Raw genomic sequence first — 15040 nt, 5'->3', positions numbered from 1 at the left:
AACATGCTTGAAGTCACTATGTACACCACCACGACCTGCCCCTACTGCCGTAATGCCAAGCGGTTGCTCGATGCCAAAGGGGTTGCGTACAAGGAAATCGATGTGCGCTCAGTCGACGTGAAGAACGAAATGATCAGCCGAAGCGGTCGCCATACCGTCCCGCAGATCTTTTTCGGCAACTGGCACGTTGGCGGCTTCGATGACTTGGCTCAACTTGAAAGCGAAGGCGGCATCGACCAGGTACTCAACCCGCGCATGGCGGGATGAGCACCTATGACGGCCAGTTCACAAATCCAGCACCAGGGGGGCGTCGCCCTCCTTGGCTTGCGCTGGCACCGCACAGCAAATCAGTACTTCCCCTTCGGCCGGCATCTCAGCCGGCAGGTTCAGATAATGCACTTGGCCACTGACCAATCGGGTCCTGCATGTACCGCACGATCCGCCCCGGCAACTGAAGTCCGGGTTCAGGCCACGGCTCTCGGCCAGTTCCAGTAAACTCCCGCCACCCGGCTCCCAACGAGCTTCCTTCGCCGATGCCGAAAACAGCACTTTGACCGGGCTGCTTGCCGCGGGTATCTGCTCGACCGCCGGGGTTAAATGATCCCGTTGGCGAACCAGGGTCGAAGGACCGAAAGTCTCCGCGTGAATACGATCATCGCCAATACGCAACTGACGCAGGCCGTCGTACAGCGCCTGGGTAAAAGCACCAGGGCCACACAGGTAAAAGTCGTAATCGTCCAGGGGCAGCAATGCCTTGAGCAGTTCGACATCCACACGCCCCGCCACTTCAAAATCCTCACCAACGCGAGCATGAGTTTCCGGCTGACTGAGCAGACGCAGCGCACGAACTTTATCCTTGGCACGGGTCGCCAGTTCGTACAGCTCATCGCGAAACCCGAGTTCACTCAGGCTGCGCGCACTTTGGATGAACCAGGTCGGTCGAGTGCGACGGATACGTTCGCCTTCATAAATCACTTCACGCAGCATCGACAACAGTGGCGTCACGCCCACGCCCGCGGCCAGCAAAACCAACGGTCGATATTCATCGGCTTGCACCGTGAAGCGCCCTTGAGGGGCACGGGCTTCAACCAGATCCCCTACCTTAACGCGGTCGTGCAGATGCGACGAGATGAGTCCGTCACGCTTGACGCTGATGCGGAAAAAACTGTCCGACGGCGCACTCGACAGGCTGTAGGTTCTGACCAGAGGCGCCTGTCCTTCAGCAAGGCAAAAGCGCACCGGCAGATGTTGGCCAGCCTCAAACCGCGGTATGCCCGCGCCATCGGCCGGTTCAAAATAGAAGGAGCGAATGGAGCTGCTCTCGTCAACGATCCGCGTCACCCTCAGCGGTCGCCATTGATCACGCAGGTTATCGGCTTGCAATCGGCCCTCAGCTTGCTCCCAACTGCCCGTCATCAGGCTGTTAGGCGAAAAACCTTCAAACCGCCAACGTAGGGCCAACACAGCCTGACGTCGAACCACCTGTTCCACGGTCAGTGTCCAGAGCCGCTCAGCCCCCTGAAAGGCGGCAATCTCCGGCCCCTCGAGAATGATCTCGGTACGCCCGCTGACTTGCAGCATGTCGCCTGTTTCAAAATCGATGAACACCAGCCCTGCTCGCGGGTTGAGCAGGAAATTACCCAAGGTGTTGAAGTGCAGGTTGCCAGCGAAATCGGGAATCGTCAGCACGTTGCCTTCGATCCTGACGAAACCTGAATTGCCTCCCCGGTGAGAAACGTCCACCGAGCGCCGGGATGCATCGCCATCCAGATCGACGTAGCTGGCGAGGAAAAAGGTATCGGCCTTGCTGATGGTCGACTTCGCGGCTTCATCCAGTTCGCTGAGACATTCGGCCGCTACGTTTGCTGAGGCTTGGCCAAGGCTGACCGGCTCAACGCCTCGCAACTGAATGTATTGCGGGCAGTTGCCGAAAGTGTGCACCACAGAAACGGTAAAACCGCCTGACGAGGCGGTGCTGATGTTGCCGTTCATGCGATTGCGCCTTCGGGTCTTCAGGTCAATGCCCAGCAGTCCCACCGCAGCGCCTTGCTTAAGGGCCGCCCTAACTGGATCACCCTCGGCGGGCAGGCGGTCGAGTTGCAGCACACGCGGATCGGGTGAATGGATGAAGCCAGGGGGGCCTTCGATCAACGTGGCCCAAGGCATCCCTTGTTCATCGACCGCGCCCACCACCAGGTAAGGCAACTGGTTGTAAAACAATCGATGCTGATCAGGCATGTAGTCACGTACGACCTTGCGTCCAAATATCTCCATTTGATCGGCGACGCCGACGCTTTCCTGCAACTCACGCTCACCCGCATGCCAAGGGGATGCTCCTGGCGCGTCCGACTGATTCATGATCACCTCTACGCATTCGTAAACAGGTGCCCTTCACCCGCCGCCCGGCGAGGAATGGTTGAATCCCCGGCAGCGGGGTCTAATACGCAGTTGCCGGTGATCATCAACTCTGCGCTTTGCAACCTCATGAAGCTCGAGACAGACCCTGCACGCACTTCGAGCAACCTGGAATCGCCTAAGTGGGTAGCGACCCCGCTATGGAAGCCCATAAAGCTTTTTTCTGTCTTGATCAGTTTGACCAGATGGACGAATTTGCTCCCCTTTAGCGTAGGCCCGAACCACTGCTGGGCGCATGCTGATTTTTTCTAGCCAAGCGGCGACGTTAGGATAACCATCGAGCGTCATTCCTTGCTTGTCATGTTGCAGCATCCAAGGATAGATCGCCATATCGGCAATGGAGTACTCGCCGGCGACGTAAGGTCGTTCGCTCAATTGCTGCTCCAGAACGCCATACAAACGTTCGGTCTCTTTACTGAACCGTGCCACGGCGAGCGGCACATGTTCAGAGGCGTAATTAAGGAAGAACACTGCCTGTCCCAATATCGGCCCCAGGTTCGCCGCTTGCCAGAACAGCCACTGCATGACTTCAGCCGCCCCTTTCGCATCGGCGGGGATGAATTGCCCGCGGCGCTGAGCCAGGTACAACAAAATCGCCCCTGACTCAAAGACCGATACACCAGTCTCTCTGTCGACTATCGCTGGAATGCGCTGATTGGGTGAAATTCGGGTGAACTCAGTGGAAAATTGCTCACCATTGCTGATATTGACGGGATGCGCGACGTAGGGATGTTCCGATTCCTCAAGAAAAATGGCGACCTTCTGCCCGTTGGGGGTTGGCCAGTAGTAGTAATCGACAGCATTGGAAAGATTGAACATTGGGTTACCTTTTTCGGCAGCAGAATTAAAACCTAGGCCACATACTCGTCAGTGCTCAGCACTTCGGCGTACCCGAACTTCAAAGCGGCCATGAACGCCGCATGCACCAGATGTGCAGGAACCTTGACGTCGTTGAATTCCAGGTCGTGGGTCGTACAGGCATCGTGAATAACTGTCGCCTCAAACCCGAAGTCGTCAGACGCGCGGGTGACAGCATCGATGCACATGTGGCTCATGTTGCCGACCACGGTGACCCGTTCAATCTCGTTGTGTTCAAGCACTTCGAGCAGTTCCGTTTCGCGGTATGGGTTCATGAAGTGTTTGACGATGACCAACTCGTCCCCAAGATTGCGCACCTTCTCGTGCAATTGCGCGCCGTCGGATCCTGGAACAAAAAACGGTGCATTAGGGGCTAAAGTCTCGTGACGGATATGGATGACCAAGTCACCCCGCTCACGTGCTGCTCCAATCACACGAGCCGCATTGTCAGCGGCCGAGTCAGTAGCGTTGAGTTCCCATTTGCCGCCGGAAAAATAGTCGTTCTGAATATCAACGACGATGAGTGCTGTGTTAGTCATATGGTTACCTTGGTAAAAAGTCGATTCGGAGTGGGTGGATCATTTCAGGGCACTTGCGGCGTTTCGTACCAATCACGGTCGGGGGTGGCGAAGCGCATCTTCTTGCGGATAAAAGCGGCATTTTCGACGCTCGTTATTTTTTCGAGCAGTACGAATGCAACTTCGGTGGCAGTGCCCGGCCCGCTTGAAGTGATGATCTGGTCATCGACAACCACGGGGCGATCGACAAAGCGTGCACCGGTTTCCAACAGTTGGTTTTTCCGCTTGCCGCCCTCCTGGTGGTAGGTCGTGGCGTTCCTGTCACGCAGCACGCCGGCCACACCCAGGCAAACGGAAGACACGCAAACGCTGGCAACGGGTTTACCGGCTTCGACGAAATGCCGGATGGTCGCCAGGAAGGGTTCGCTCAAGGCTTCCTCGTAAAAACCCGACGGTTCAAAACCACCCGGCAGTGCCAAGGCATCGAAGCTGCTCACGTCCAGATCGCTCAATAAAAAACTCGGATTGAGCGTGAGACCGAAGGTGGTCACGATCTTTCTGCGAAGGCCGGCGTTGACCAGTTCCACAGGGTGATCACCCAGCAGGTTGGCCCAGCCAAGCACATCGGTAAAAGCGGCCATTTCCAGAGGCTCTACGCCGTTGGCCAGTAACATAAGCACGCGTTTCATCGGTCATGAGCCTCTGCTGTACAGCATGGAAGAGTGTGTGTGCTTATGCTCCGCCTTAACCGCGATGTAGAGAACGACCACAAAATACAATCCACTATTTCGCTCACTGAAATGCCCGAACGGCGCTTGTATCCGTTTGTAGCTCAGGCGATTTCAGACATATTTCCATGCGCCGGGCGGGCAAGTCAGACACATGCGAGACACAGCATCCGGTTCAAATGGCCCTGTCGCTTCACTCCTCCCACCCCGTACAGGAACACCCGATGAACAAGTTATTCGCAGGACTGGGCCTTGCCACAGCCATGGCCAGCGCCACTGCTGCGCTGGCGGCCCCCGTTAAACCAACGGTTGTGCTGGTGCACGGCGCCTTCGCCGACTCCAGCAGCTGGAACGGCGTGGTCAAGATTCTGGAAAAAGACGGCTACCCGGTGATTGCGGCTTCCAACCCGCTGCGCAGCCTCAAAGGCGATGCGCAATCGGTGGCTGATGTACTGAAAAGCATCAAAACCCCTGTGGTACTGGTTGGTCACTCCTACGGTGGCCCGGTAATCAGCGCAGCCGCCTACGGCAATGCCAACGTCAAGGCGCTGGTTTACGTCGCGGCTATCGCGCCTGAAGCCGGTGAATCCACCGCCGACCTGGCGGGTCGTTTCCCGGGTAATACCTTGGGGCAAACCCTGGCTCCACCGGTTGAATTGGCCGATGGTGGAAAGGATCTGTTCATCCAGCAGGACAAGTTCCACGATCAGTTCGCCGCCGATGTGCCGAATGCTGACGCAAAATTGATGGCAGCGACCCAACGTCCCGTGACCGTAGCTGCGCTAAATGAAGCCTCGAGCGAACCCGCCTGGAAAACCGTTCCGTCGTATTTCGTCTATGGCGACAAGGACAAGAACATCCCTGCGCAAGCCCAGGTGTTCATGGCTGAGCGGGCACACGCCAAGAAGACTGTCGTAGTCAAAGGCGCGTCCCATGTGGTGATGGTGTCCAATCCGAAAGTCGTTGCCAGCCTGATTGAAACAGCTGCCACTGCTAAGTAATGACTAGCAGTGACCTCCGCTGTTGCGTGCGCTGCAAGCGTTCAAAGAACATCCGGCTGCATGGCCGGATGCTCGCGCAGGCCGTCGACGATGTGGTCAACAAAACTGCGCACCCGCATCGAGGCCTTGCGCCCTTCGCGGTACACCACGTGCACCGGCAGCGCCGGTAACTCATAGGGCTGCAACACACGCCGCAATCGCCCAGTGTTCAAATACTCGTACAACGGATAGCTAAGACAACGGGTAATGCCGGCGCCATGAGCGGTTGCATCGATGGCCGCCTGTACTGTCGCGCAACTGATCCGTGTCCGGGCTTTTAAGTGATTCACCTCACCGTCGTGGTGGAAGTCCCACTGGACCCAGTCTCGATAAGCATGGGTGGCGACCAGTCGATGATTTTGCAGATCCTCAGGTACGCCGGGCTCACCGTGAGCAGCCAGATAAGCAGGGCTGCTGCATGCCATCGAGCGTACATAGCCCACCTGTCGTGCGATCAATGACGAACTTGGTAGATTGCCGATCAGCACCGCCACATCGATGCCCTCCTCATTCATGTTCGGAAAACGATCATGGTATTGCGCAAAGACTTTTACCTCAGGATACAGACTCATGTAGTCCGTCAGAATCGAGGTCATGACATAACGACTGAACAGCAAAGGCATCAGCACCGTGAGATTGCCTTGGGCCTGAACGTGTAAGCCCTTGGCCGAAGCCTCTGCGTCTTCGATGGCCTTGAGAATGCGTGAACAATCGACCATGAAGCCGGCGCCGGCCTCGGTCAGCGACACCCCGCGGGTGCTTCGAAGTAACAGAGGCACGCCAAGACGTTCCTCCAGCCGTGCAATGGCGCGAACGACCGTAGGTCCGGACACATCCAGACGACGGGCCGCAGCAGCCAGACTGGGACGCTCCGATAACGCTTCGAACATCAGCATTTCATGGTAGCGATCCATCAGTTGGAACCCTTCACCGCAGCCTTGAGCGCCGAATCCTTGCCGAGTCGATCCGCGAGAAAATCCACGAAGGTACGAACCTTTGCCGGTATTCGGGTGCTCTTGAGGTAGACCACTTGAATGGGCAGCGCAGGCGGTTCGAAGTCCTCCAGCACCAATTCCAGTTCGCCAGCCGCCACCTGTCTGGCCACCTGATAGGACAACACCCGCGTCACGCCCCAGCCCAGGCTGGCGATATTGATCGCGGCCTGATTGGCGGTGACCACCAATCGCGGTTCGAATCGAAAGCTCAGGGCGTTGCCGTCGTTGACGAATTGCCAGTCGCTCAGCAAATGGCTGGCCGAAGACATGACGATGTTGGCGGTACTGAGTTCTCCGGGATGACGCGGCCTGCCGTAGCGTTCGAAATAATCGGGGGTACCGCAGATCACCTGGCGTACTTCGCCGACTTTGATGGTGTGCTGATTGGTCTCGTGCAAATGACCAATGCGGATGGCCACATCGATACCCTCATCGGCCATGTTAACCACACGGTCAACCAGCAAGGCATTGAGATGCACCGAGGGATATTGATCTACGTAGTCGGCCAGCAGCGGCGCAATGTACAACTCACCAAACAGCACCGACGCGGTCACGGTTAAATGCCCGCACGGTATCGAGTAACTACCAGCAGCCGCTTCCTCCGCCTCGTCGATATCACTGAGGATACGCCGACAATCCTCGAGATAGCGTTGACCCGCTTCGGTGAGATGCAGGCTGCGAGTGGTTCGAGAAAGGAGCTGTGTGCCGATTCGCTCCTCCATCGCGGCGATGGCACGGGTCACGCTGGGGGGAGAGATATTCAACAGGCGGGCGGCGGCGGCAAAGCCTTCTTCCTCGGCTACGGCCATGAATATCTGCATTTCTTGAAAACGATCCATAGTCGCCCCTGTCTTGATGAGAGGACAGCGAGGTATCTGGCCGCTTGCGCGGGAAGACCTGATTGCCAGTATCGTCGGCTACAGCGACTTTCGCACGCGCCGTCGGGCTGGCTGCATGTACGCAAAGCGTCCTGGGAGAACTGCGAAACAGATGAAAAGGAACTGGCCGGAATTATTCTCCCGGCAAGCTCCTTCAGAATCGAGTCAAGCCTCTTGCAAGCCTACAGCAGTACGTTGCATGCCAACGAAGTTCGGCAACCCTTCGATGCTGCTCAACCAGGCACGGACATTCGGGTATTCAGTCAGCGCCACGTTACCTTCCGGTGCGTGGGACACGTAAGTGTAGGCAGCAACATCGGCGACGGTCGGCTTGTCGCCGGCCAGGAATTTGCTCTGACCCAGCTCCTCCTCCATGATCTTGAGCAGGGCATGAGAACGTTTGATCGTTTCTTCGGCGTCATAACCGGCACCAAACACGGTGATCAATCGCGCGGTGGCAGGGCCCGAATTGATTTGACCGGCGGCCACCGACAACCAGCGTTGAACCTTGGCTTGCTCTACCGGGTCGGTCGGCAGCCATTGGCCCTTGCCATATTTGGCGGCGAGATAAACCACGATGGCGTTGGAGTCAGCCAGGACGGTGCCGTTGTCATCGATCACCGGCACTTGGCCAAAGCGGTTGAGAGCCAGGAAGTCAGGCGTTTTGTGCGCGCCCTTCATCAGATCCACGAATACCAGTTCGGTTGGCAGTCCCAGCAGGGACAGCATCAGTTCGACCCGATGAGAGTGGCCAGACAAAGGGTGACGATAAAGTTTGATCGCTTGCTGGGACATGACGTGCTCCGATTGTTGTTTGAGTTCGACCCGGTGATCGCGTCGATGGAGTTATCTTCCCCTCCTCTCATAAACAGCGGAATGACCAGCAATTACAATCCAGCATTTCATTGCGTGTAATGATCATTTTTTTGCCGAAGCTACTGCCCGTACCGACACTCCCAACATCAGGTCCATAAAGGCGACTGACGCCGCGCTGTGATAGTTGTTTTTACGCCGTAACAGGGCGGCTCCGCGCCGTGGCCCCTTGTCCAGTAGCGCGATCCTGCGCAGGGCTCGGTCCTGGGTAGCGATGGGTTCCGGAAGAATAGTGGCGACCGCCGTGTGCCGCATGACTTCCAGCAAAGTGTTGACCGAATTGACCTCGATCACCACCTTGGGTGTGATCTGCGTCTTGGCGAAGTACTCGTCAATACAGATGCGGGTGGCGAAGTCGGGAGTCAGCAACGCAAAGTCCAGTTGAGCGACCTGCTCGGCGGTCAACGGTTTCTTACAGTCGTATAACGGATGATCCCGCCCCACCACCAGCCCCAGGGTTTCAATAAAAGCCGGGATCGTTTCGATGTCCGGGTTTCTCACCTCATCAAACGCAATGGCGATATCCAGTGAGTCGTCCGCCAGGCCGGTTTCGATATCGGCCATGGAGAGTTCAAAGATCTCCAGATGGATATTTGGATAGAGATACATGTAGTCGCGCATCAACGGTCCTACCAGGTACGCCATGAACGTCGGTGTCATGGCCAGGCGCAGGGTCCCGCGGGACAGATCCTTTACATCGTGCAATGCACGCTTGCCAGCTTCCAACTCAACCAATACGCGACGCGCACATTCGATGTAGGCCTGCCCCGCATCGGTAGGTTCTACCGTGCGCGAGGTCCGGTCGAACAGCACGTCGCGGGTGGTGATCGTGTTGGATGGGACGTTGTGCGATTTTGCCGGTTCAGCCGTTTGTGCTTGAGCAGACTCTGGCAACACGGTGGCAATGGCTGCGCCAAGGCCGATTAGCACTAGGCTACGGCGCGTCGCCTCATCATGGGAAAGCGGAGATTGGTCTGTCATTTTTCAACTCCGTGGGCTGGCAACGAGATCAGTGACACCTGATCATGTTATGAGCGGGAGAAGGGAAAACTATGAGCGTCCGAACACGTGGCAACGAGTAAAGAGATGTTAAACGGTGTTATGAAATGCAAAGCACCAAACTGGGTCCACGCACCAAAATGGGTATGGTTGGACTTAGTAGACTGCCGAAGGTTATTCCGGCGGATTGATGTGCGACGCGAAAAACAAACTGGACTCCAGTCGCAGAAAAACGTTTTTACACAACCTCAATCGAGGATGTGTAAAAACGTCAAAGAGGGATTTTGAATGTCAGATCCAAGCTTATCGAAGGGTGACGCTCCGTCGTTGCGCAGGGCAAAATTTCTTAGATCACCCTACAAACTATTGCGGTGGTGTGGCCTTGAAGCTGGGCAGTTCCTGAATTCGTGTCCACCAGTCTGCGAAGCCTTTGGTGGCAAATATTTCCTCTGCGTCCGGCGTCATCGATAAGTAAGCACATGCCGGTGCCAGGTACAGGTCGCCGATGCTCAATGCGGGCCCACCCACAAACGGATCGTTGCCTTTGATCTTCATCAACTCGCTGAGCACCAGTTTCGATTTCTCGATGCCTTGAAGGCGAGAGGCGTCGTTCTGCCCGCCAATGAAGTCAGGGAACAGGTAATAACCGAAGACGGCGACCATCGAACCATAACCATAGGAATCGTAGATTGCCTGAGCCATATGGCTCCTGGCGCGGTCCCGAGCAGTTTTGGGCGTCAGTGAAGTCCCAGGCAGAACTTCATCCAGATAGCTCATGATCGCGCTTGTTTCGATCACCCTGAAATCGTCGTGATCGATGACCGGCACTTTCCCGAACGCATTCCGTGCGAGGTGTTCCGGATGATGCGGTTCACCTTTCATCACGTTAACCTGTAACTGATTGAATTCCGCTCCTTTTTCCTTCAGCAGCATTTTCACCGTACGAACGTATGGACTGCCGTCAAAACCGTAGAGAGTAAGGCTCATGACGCTTGCTCCAACATAGATGGACGTTATCGAGCCCCTGGCTTGTAAGCAGTGTTGCGATGCCAGAGGAACCGAGTCTGTAACACATCAAACGAGCTTGTCGGTATACGGGAGCAACGGAGGCATGAAAGCCGCGAGGGAGGTCAACGTCAATTTGACGGTGCTGTAACCGATGTTGATGGTGACGTACACCTAGGCAAGCCCATTCAATTTAGACCAATCCAATGACGAGTGAACGGAGTGTTCACGACCATATTTATCGACATACGCTCTCCCCTGCTCCGCTCAAACCAAATCGATTTCAAGCAAAAGCGCGAGGCTGATTCCGTTTGTTCTTCTGTGCGAGCTTACCCACAACCCGAATGGCAATTGCCGAAAACATGATGCTAAACGGCAATCGTGTGGTGGTCTTGAAGGACGTAATTGTCATCCACAGGATAAATAAATAGCCAAGCGTGCCATGGATGTTGGTGATAGTGCTTCGACCGGGCCAGAACTTGGTGTTCAGCTGACCGTACTCGTAGATCAATACCGCATGCAGCAGGTGAGAGAACGCGAATGCCAGACCAATGAAACGACGCTCGCGCACAAGCGCTTTGGAAAACGGGGACGGTACCAAAACAGCGAATGCAGAGGCGGTAAAAGCCACAAGAAACAGAGCAAACGAGGTGCGCGCGGTGGCGCGGATTGCGCTACGTAGACCTTCAACTAAATCTGGATTCAGCGCCAGTATCAACGCCGTCATCACCAATATCAGCAAACACAGCAGACCGAACAGCGACCAGCCTTCGTAACGAGGTAATTGGACTTTCATAACAACGCTCTTGAAAAAAGTATTTGGATTGGCCGTCTGCTGTCATCTGCCAGAGACAGGTGTACGCAGGGTCACAAATTCTTCTGCCGAGGTCGGGTGCACACCGATGGTTTCATCGAACAGGCGCTTGGTCGCACCCGCTTTCAACGCGATGGCCAGCCCTTGGATGATGTCTCCGGCGTCGGGACCCACCATGTGCGCGCCCAAGACCCGATCAGTAACAGCATCCACCACCAGCTTCATCAACGTCTGCTCAGACGAATCCGTGAGGGTCAGTTTCATCGGCTTAAATCGGCTTTCGAAAACGGTCACATTGTGGCCATTCTCCAGCGCCTGTTCCTCAGTCAGCCCAACGGTTCCGATGTTGGGCTGGCTGAACACAGCAGTGGGAATGTGGCGGTAATCTACTGGACGATATTCTTCAGGTTTGAACAATCGACGAGCGACCGCCATGCCTTCCGCCGTTGCAACAGGGGTCAGTTGCACTCGGCCAATCACATCACCCAACGCCAGGATCGATGGTTCGCGAGTTTCAAAGTTGTCATTGACGTCTATGTAACCCTTTTCATTGAGTTCGACGCGGGTATTTTCCAGGCCCAGATTGTCGAGCATCGGCCGCCGGCCAGTGGCGTAGAAAATGCTGTCGGTCTCCAGTTGACGACCGTCGTTGAGTGTCGCCAGTAGACTACCGTCAGACTGTTTATCGATCTGGACGATATCGGTGTTGAATTCCAATTGCAGTCCGCGCTTGGTCAGCTCCTGCACCAGGTGCGTGCGAACCGCCTTATCAAACCCACGCAGGAATAGATCACCGCGATACAGAAGGCTGGTGTCGGCACCAAGGCCATTGAAGATGCCGGCGAATTCGACGGCGATGTAACCGCCGCCCACCACCAGTACTCGCTTGGGCAGTTGCTCCAGAAAGAATGCTTCATTCGAAGTGATGGCATGCTCGCGACCTGGAATATCCGGAATTTGTGGCCAGCCGCCTGTTGCAATCAAAATGCGTTCGGCGCTGAAACACTGTCCATTGATTTCCACATGATGCGCGTCGGTCAGTCGTGCATGACCTTCGAGTATCGTTACGCCGCTGTTGATCAGCAGTTTGCGATAAATACCATTGAGTCGTGCGATCTCACGGTTCTTGTTGGAGATCAATTTTCCCCAGTCGAATTGTGCCTTGCCGGCAGTCCAACCAAAGCCCTCGGCCTGTTCAAAGTCGTCAGCAAAATGGGACCCGTAGACCAGCAGTTTCTTCGGTACGCAACCGACGTTGACGCACGTACCACCGAGGTAGCGACTCTCGGCAACCGCCACTTTCGCGCCGAACCCTGCGGCAAAACGCGCTGCGCGGACACCGCCGGAACCTGCACCAATCACAAATAAATCAAAGTCGTAGGTCATCTCAATTCTCTGCAAGGTCGCACAACACATGGGCGCCGAATGTCGTTATAGGGGAGAAAAACGAAGCTTCAATGCACGCAAAATTGGGGCGCATAGTTTCAGGAACGACGCCTTGTTCTGATGCGTGCTGGATCTGTGCGTGACATGAGCCGCTCTAGATTCGCTAGCCAGCGCTCCCATCAATTGGGGCAGCAAAAAGCCGCATTCGTATTCGGTAAGGGCCATGGCTGGAGTATCCAACCAAGGGTTACCGTCGCAGGAATGAGCGACATCAATCATGTGGGGACTCCCTGGATGGACACTGCATTAACCCGAAATGGGTCAACTGCTTCTGCGTTCAGTCTCACCATGTATGGGCAATTAGAGAACCTGCAGGGATGTCATGACTTAATTGTGCTGAGTGAAATAATCCAGCGAGGCGTTGTTCTGAACATACTGATCAGGCTTGGCGTCAGCGTCTTATGCGAGGTCATTGATAGTCTCAAAATTCCAAGTCTCCAAAACACCTCCTGGTTCGAGTGCACCGTGGGTTTAGCGGAGGCATCGCAATGTACTGAAAAGCATCTGGTGTCCTTTGAGATGCATGAAGTTAAAATGGAGAATCTTCTGGACACATAGCCAACAGTGTCCTTGGAAAAAAAATCAGCTCTCTGCCGAGCTACGGATAAACCCGATCGGTCCCCTTCCCGGCCGTCCACACCATGGTGAAACCGCTTTATGTCTCTTGCGCTCGAACGTCTAGTCGCTGGCACGCCAATCCCTTTCGCGGGTAATCGTGTCTCTGTGGTCAGCCCCGAACTGGCGGCACGCTTCCAGCCCGGAGACCACCTGCTGGTGGAACAGGTCAGCGGCGAGTTGTTGTTGATCCCGGTGGCGGATCAGCAAGCGGCTGCCGTGGCGGTCGAGCGCGCCGAAGCGGCGTTCAGCGCCCTGTCGGCGGTCTCGGATCAGGCGATCAGCGGGTTCTTCGATCTGTTTGCCCAACGTCTGGAAACCCCCGATTGCTGGGCCTTGATCGAGGCGGCGAACCTGGCCGACATCCAGCGAGCCAAGGCGCGTGGGCGCTCTACCACACGACTGTTGGCCGATGAGCGCATGCGTCGGGACATGATTGCCGGTCTGCGTGCCTGGCGCGATGCACCGGCCACCCGTGGCAAAGTGGTCAGTTGCGTCGAGCATGACGGCTGGAAAGTCGAGCAAGTGGTCTCGCCGTTGGGCATCGTCGCTTTCGTCTTCGAAGGCCGGCCGAATGTCTTCGCCGATGCCGCCGGTGTGTTGCGCACCGGTAACACCGCAGTGCTGCGCATTGGCAGCGATGCCTTGGGCACGGCGCAAGCCATTGTCACCCACGCGTTGAATCCGGCATTGGTCGATGCCGGGTTGCCAGCCGGCGCAGTGTCGCTGGTGGAAAGCGTCAATCACGCCGCCGGTTGGGCGATGTTCGCCGACCGACGTCTGTCTCTAGCTGTGGCCCGTGGTTCGGGACGTGCCGTCAGTCAGTTGGGCAGCATCGCGCAGCAGGCCGGCACCGCCGTCAGCCTGCACGGCACCGGTGGCGCCTGGCTGATCGCCAATGCCGACGCCGATGCCACGCGCTTTGCCGCTGTGGTGCGCAACTCCCTGGACCGCAAGGTCTGCAACACCCTGAACGTGTGCCTGATCCACCGCGACCGCGCCACCGAACTGGTGCCGCTGTTTCTACAGGCCTTGAAACAGGCTGGAGCCGCACGGGACGAAGGTTGCAAGTTGCACATCGTTGAGGGCAGCGAGTCGTACCTGCCTTACGATTGGAGGACTGCGAAGGTCGACGTCTGCCGCGCCGAAGATTATCAGACCGAAGCCTTGGCCGAGCCGCTGCCCGAAGATCAATTGGGGCGCGAGTGGGAATGGGAAGAAACCCCGGAAGTCAGCCTGAAAATCGTCGACGACCTGGACAACGCCATCGCCTTGTTCAACCGCTACAGCCCGCAGTTCACCGTGTCGCTGATCAGTGAAGATGGCGCGGCGCATGAGCGCTTCTACAACGCGGTCAACGCGCCTTTTGTCGGCAACGGCATTACCCGTTGGGTCGATGGCCAGTACGCCCTCAACAAGCCGGAACTGGGCCTGTCGAACTGGGAGAGCGGGCGCCTGTTTGCGCGTAGCGCGATTCTCTCGGGCGATGGTGTGTTCACTATTCGCAGCCGCATGACCCAGATCGATCTGGGCGTCAAACGCTAAGTCCCTCCTTCCAGCGACCATCCGACTATGAGGTCGCTGGAAGGTTGGCAGGCTACAACGCTGGCGAAGCGTCCGTGGTCGAGTACAACGGGGTACCTCCCTACGCCGAGACGCAATCCTGCGTCACCCTCGTGCAGTCCTTGACCGAACGCTATCGCAACCATCGTTAGTAACGTAGGGCGCATAACCCGGAATATGTAATACGCCACCCTCTCCACGGAGGATAACGCTTGCGAGTTATCCGCCCTACGAAAGCAATCAGATTGCGCGCTCGATCAATACGCCAGGCGGGGAATGGCTCTACCGATCTT

General features: G+C 56.4%; 15 protein-coding genes and 1 pseudogene. 5 read left to right on the top strand and 11 right to left on the bottom strand.

Going from position 1 to position 15040, the window contains the following annotated elements:
* Positions 1-3 precede the first annotated feature (3 nt).
* On the top strand, positions 4-267 hold the full coding sequence (gene grxC, locus AC07O1_RS06290; protein WP_495088242.1) for a glutaredoxin 3: 264 nt from the start codon (positions 4-6) through the stop codon (positions 265-267).
* Positions 268-285: 18 nt separating this feature from the next.
* Here the strand turns inward: grxC and AC07O1_RS06285 are convergent, their stop codons facing one another.
* The 4 genes from AC07O1_RS06285 to AC07O1_RS06270 all read right to left on the bottom strand — a co-directional run bounded on the left by AC07O1_RS06285 (position 286) and on the right by AC07O1_RS06270 (position 4480).
* Positions 286-2358 carry a 2Fe-2S iron-sulfur cluster-binding protein gene (locus tag AC07O1_RS06285; RefSeq protein ID WP_495012338.1) on the bottom strand — a complete coding sequence of 691 codons (2073 nt, stop codon included), beginning with the start codon at positions 2356-2358 and terminating at the stop codon, positions 286-288.
* Positions 2359-2553: 195 nt separating this feature from the next.
* A complete protein-coding gene (locus AC07O1_RS06280) occupies positions 2554-3234 on the bottom strand; it encodes a glutathione S-transferase family protein (RefSeq protein ID WP_495088241.1) in 681 nt (226 codons plus the stop codon).
* 32 nt (positions 3235-3266) lie between these two features.
* The gene (locus AC07O1_RS06275; RefSeq protein WP_140678626.1) at positions 3267-3812 is read right to left on the bottom strand and encodes a cysteine hydrolase family protein; all 546 of its coding nucleotides are present in this window, start codon (positions 3810-3812) and stop codon (positions 3267-3269) included.
* Between the two features lie 44 nt (positions 3813-3856).
* Complete coding sequence (locus AC07O1_RS06270) at positions 3857-4480, bottom strand: DJ-1/PfpI family protein (protein ID WP_495023795.1); 624 nt, start codon at positions 4478-4480, stop codon at positions 3857-3859.
* A 302-nt stretch (positions 4481-4782) separates the two neighbouring features.
* Between AC07O1_RS06270 and AC07O1_RS06265 the strand changes: the two genes are divergently transcribed.
* The gene (locus AC07O1_RS06265) at positions 4783-5520 is read left to right on the top strand and encodes an alpha/beta fold hydrolase (RefSeq protein WP_495088390.1); all 738 of its coding nucleotides are present in this window, start codon (positions 4783-4785) and stop codon (positions 5518-5520) included.
* A gap of 41 nt (positions 5521-5561) precedes the next feature.
* Here AC07O1_RS06265 and AC07O1_RS06260 read toward each other — a convergent pair whose 3' ends face one another.
* From AC07O1_RS06260 to gorA, 7 genes are all read right to left on the bottom strand, one after another.
* Entirely contained in the window at positions 5562-6473 is a 912-nt protein-coding gene (locus AC07O1_RS06260) for a LysR family transcriptional regulator (RefSeq protein WP_495088240.1), read from the bottom strand.
* Positions 6473-7393 carry a LysR substrate-binding domain-containing protein gene (locus tag AC07O1_RS06255; RefSeq protein WP_495023798.1) on the bottom strand — a complete coding sequence of 307 codons (921 nt, stop codon included), beginning with the start codon at positions 7391-7393 and terminating at the stop codon, positions 6473-6475. The genes AC07O1_RS06260 and AC07O1_RS06255 overlap by 1 nt, the downstream gene beginning before the upstream one ends.
* A gap of 204 nt (positions 7394-7597) precedes the next feature.
* Positions 7598-8227 (bottom strand): glutathione S-transferase family protein, encoded by a 630-nt coding sequence (locus AC07O1_RS06250; protein ID WP_495023799.1) that lies wholly within the window; start codon positions 8225-8227, stop codon positions 7598-7600.
* A gap of 123 nt (positions 8228-8350) precedes the next feature.
* A complete protein-coding gene (gene cynR / locus AC07O1_RS06245; RefSeq protein ID WP_495088239.1) occupies positions 8351-9286 on the bottom strand; it encodes a transcriptional regulator CynR in 936 nt (311 codons plus the stop codon).
* Between the two features lie 381 nt (positions 9287-9667).
* Positions 9668-10291, bottom strand: coding sequence for a glutathione S-transferase family protein (locus tag AC07O1_RS06240; protein ID WP_495088238.1), 624 nt, complete (start codon positions 10289-10291; stop codon positions 9668-9670).
* Positions 10292-10592: 301 nt separating this feature from the next.
* Positions 10593-11105 carry a hypothetical protein gene (locus AC07O1_RS06235; protein ID WP_495088237.1) on the bottom strand — a complete coding sequence of 171 codons (513 nt, stop codon included), beginning with the start codon at positions 11103-11105 and terminating at the stop codon, positions 10593-10595.
* Positions 11106-11147: 42 nt separating this feature from the next.
* Positions 11148-12509, bottom strand: coding sequence for a glutathione-disulfide reductase (gene gorA / locus AC07O1_RS06230; RefSeq protein WP_495088236.1), 1362 nt, complete (start codon positions 12507-12509; stop codon positions 11148-11150).
* 144 nt (positions 12510-12653) lie between these two features.
* On the opposite strand from gorA, the gene AC07O1_RS06225 reads away from it, so the two are divergent.
* From AC07O1_RS06225 to AC07O1_RS06215, 3 genes and pseudogenes are all read left to right on the top strand, one after another.
* Complete coding sequence (locus AC07O1_RS06225; protein ID WP_495012328.1) at positions 12654-13127, top strand: hypothetical protein; 474 nt, start codon at positions 12654-12656, stop codon at positions 13125-13127.
* 99 nt (positions 13128-13226) lie between these two features.
* On the top strand, positions 13227-14729 hold the full coding sequence (locus tag AC07O1_RS06220; RefSeq protein ID WP_495088235.1) for an aldehyde dehydrogenase family protein: 1503 nt from the start codon (positions 13227-13229) through the stop codon (positions 14727-14729).
* Positions 14730-14773: 44 nt separating this feature from the next.
* A pseudogene (locus AC07O1_RS06215) lies at positions 14774-14899 on the top strand (lytic transglycosylase domain-containing protein); the annotation flags it as partial.
* Positions 14900-15040: the final 141 nt, after the last annotated feature.

The sequence above is a fragment of the Pseudomonas sp. GW821-FHT07G10 genome (assembly GCF_059418545.1).
This window is presented reverse-complemented; position numbering and strand designations above follow the sequence as displayed.

Excerpts from the sequence above, each read along its gene's own strand:
- grxC (WP_495088242.1), top strand. The coding sequence starts at position 4 with ATGCTTGAAGTCACTATGTACACCACCACGACCTGCCCCTACTGCCGT.
- AC07O1_RS06285 (WP_495012338.1), bottom strand. The coding sequence starts at position 2,358 with ATGAATCAGTCGGACGCGCCAGGAGCATCCCCTTGGCATGCGGGTGAG.
- AC07O1_RS06280 (WP_495088241.1), bottom strand. The coding sequence starts at position 3,234 with ATGTTCAATCTTTCCAATGCTGTCGATTACTACTACTGGCCAACCCCC.
- AC07O1_RS06275 (WP_140678626.1), bottom strand. The coding sequence starts at position 3,812 with ATGACTAACACAGCACTCATCGTCGTTGATATTCAGAACGACTATTTT.
- AC07O1_RS06270 (WP_495023795.1), bottom strand. The coding sequence starts at position 4,480 with ATGAAACGCGTGCTTATGTTACTGGCCAACGGCGTAGAGCCTCTGGAA.
- AC07O1_RS06265 (WP_495088390.1), top strand. The coding sequence starts at position 4,783 with ATGGCCAGCGCCACTGCTGCGCTGGCGGCCCCCGTTAAACCAACGGTT.
- AC07O1_RS06260 (WP_495088240.1), bottom strand. The coding sequence starts at position 6,473 with ATGGATCGCTACCATGAAATGCTGATGTTCGAAGCGTTATCGGAGCGT.
- AC07O1_RS06255 (WP_495023798.1), bottom strand. The coding sequence starts at position 7,393 with ATGGATCGTTTTCAAGAAATGCAGATATTCATGGCCGTAGCCGAGGAA.
- AC07O1_RS06250 (WP_495023799.1), bottom strand. The coding sequence starts at position 8,227 with ATGTCCCAGCAAGCGATCAAACTTTATCGTCACCCTTTGTCTGGCCAC.
- cynR (WP_495088239.1), bottom strand. The coding sequence starts at position 9,286 with ATGACAGACCAATCTCCGCTTTCCCATGATGAGGCGACGCGCCGTAGC.
- AC07O1_RS06240 (WP_495088238.1), bottom strand. The coding sequence starts at position 10,291 with ATGAGCCTTACTCTCTACGGTTTTGACGGCAGTCCATACGTTCGTACG.
- AC07O1_RS06235 (WP_495088237.1), bottom strand. The coding sequence starts at position 11,105 with ATGAAAGTCCAATTACCTCGTTACGAAGGCTGGTCGCTGTTCGGTCTG.
- gorA (WP_495088236.1), bottom strand. The coding sequence starts at position 12,509 with ATGACCTACGACTTTGATTTATTTGTGATTGGTGCAGGTTCCGGCGGT.
- AC07O1_RS06225 (WP_495012328.1), top strand. The coding sequence starts at position 12,654 with ATGAGCCGCTCTAGATTCGCTAGCCAGCGCTCCCATCAATTGGGGCAG.
- AC07O1_RS06220 (WP_495088235.1), top strand. The coding sequence starts at position 13,227 with ATGTCTCTTGCGCTCGAACGTCTAGTCGCTGGCACGCCAATCCCTTTC.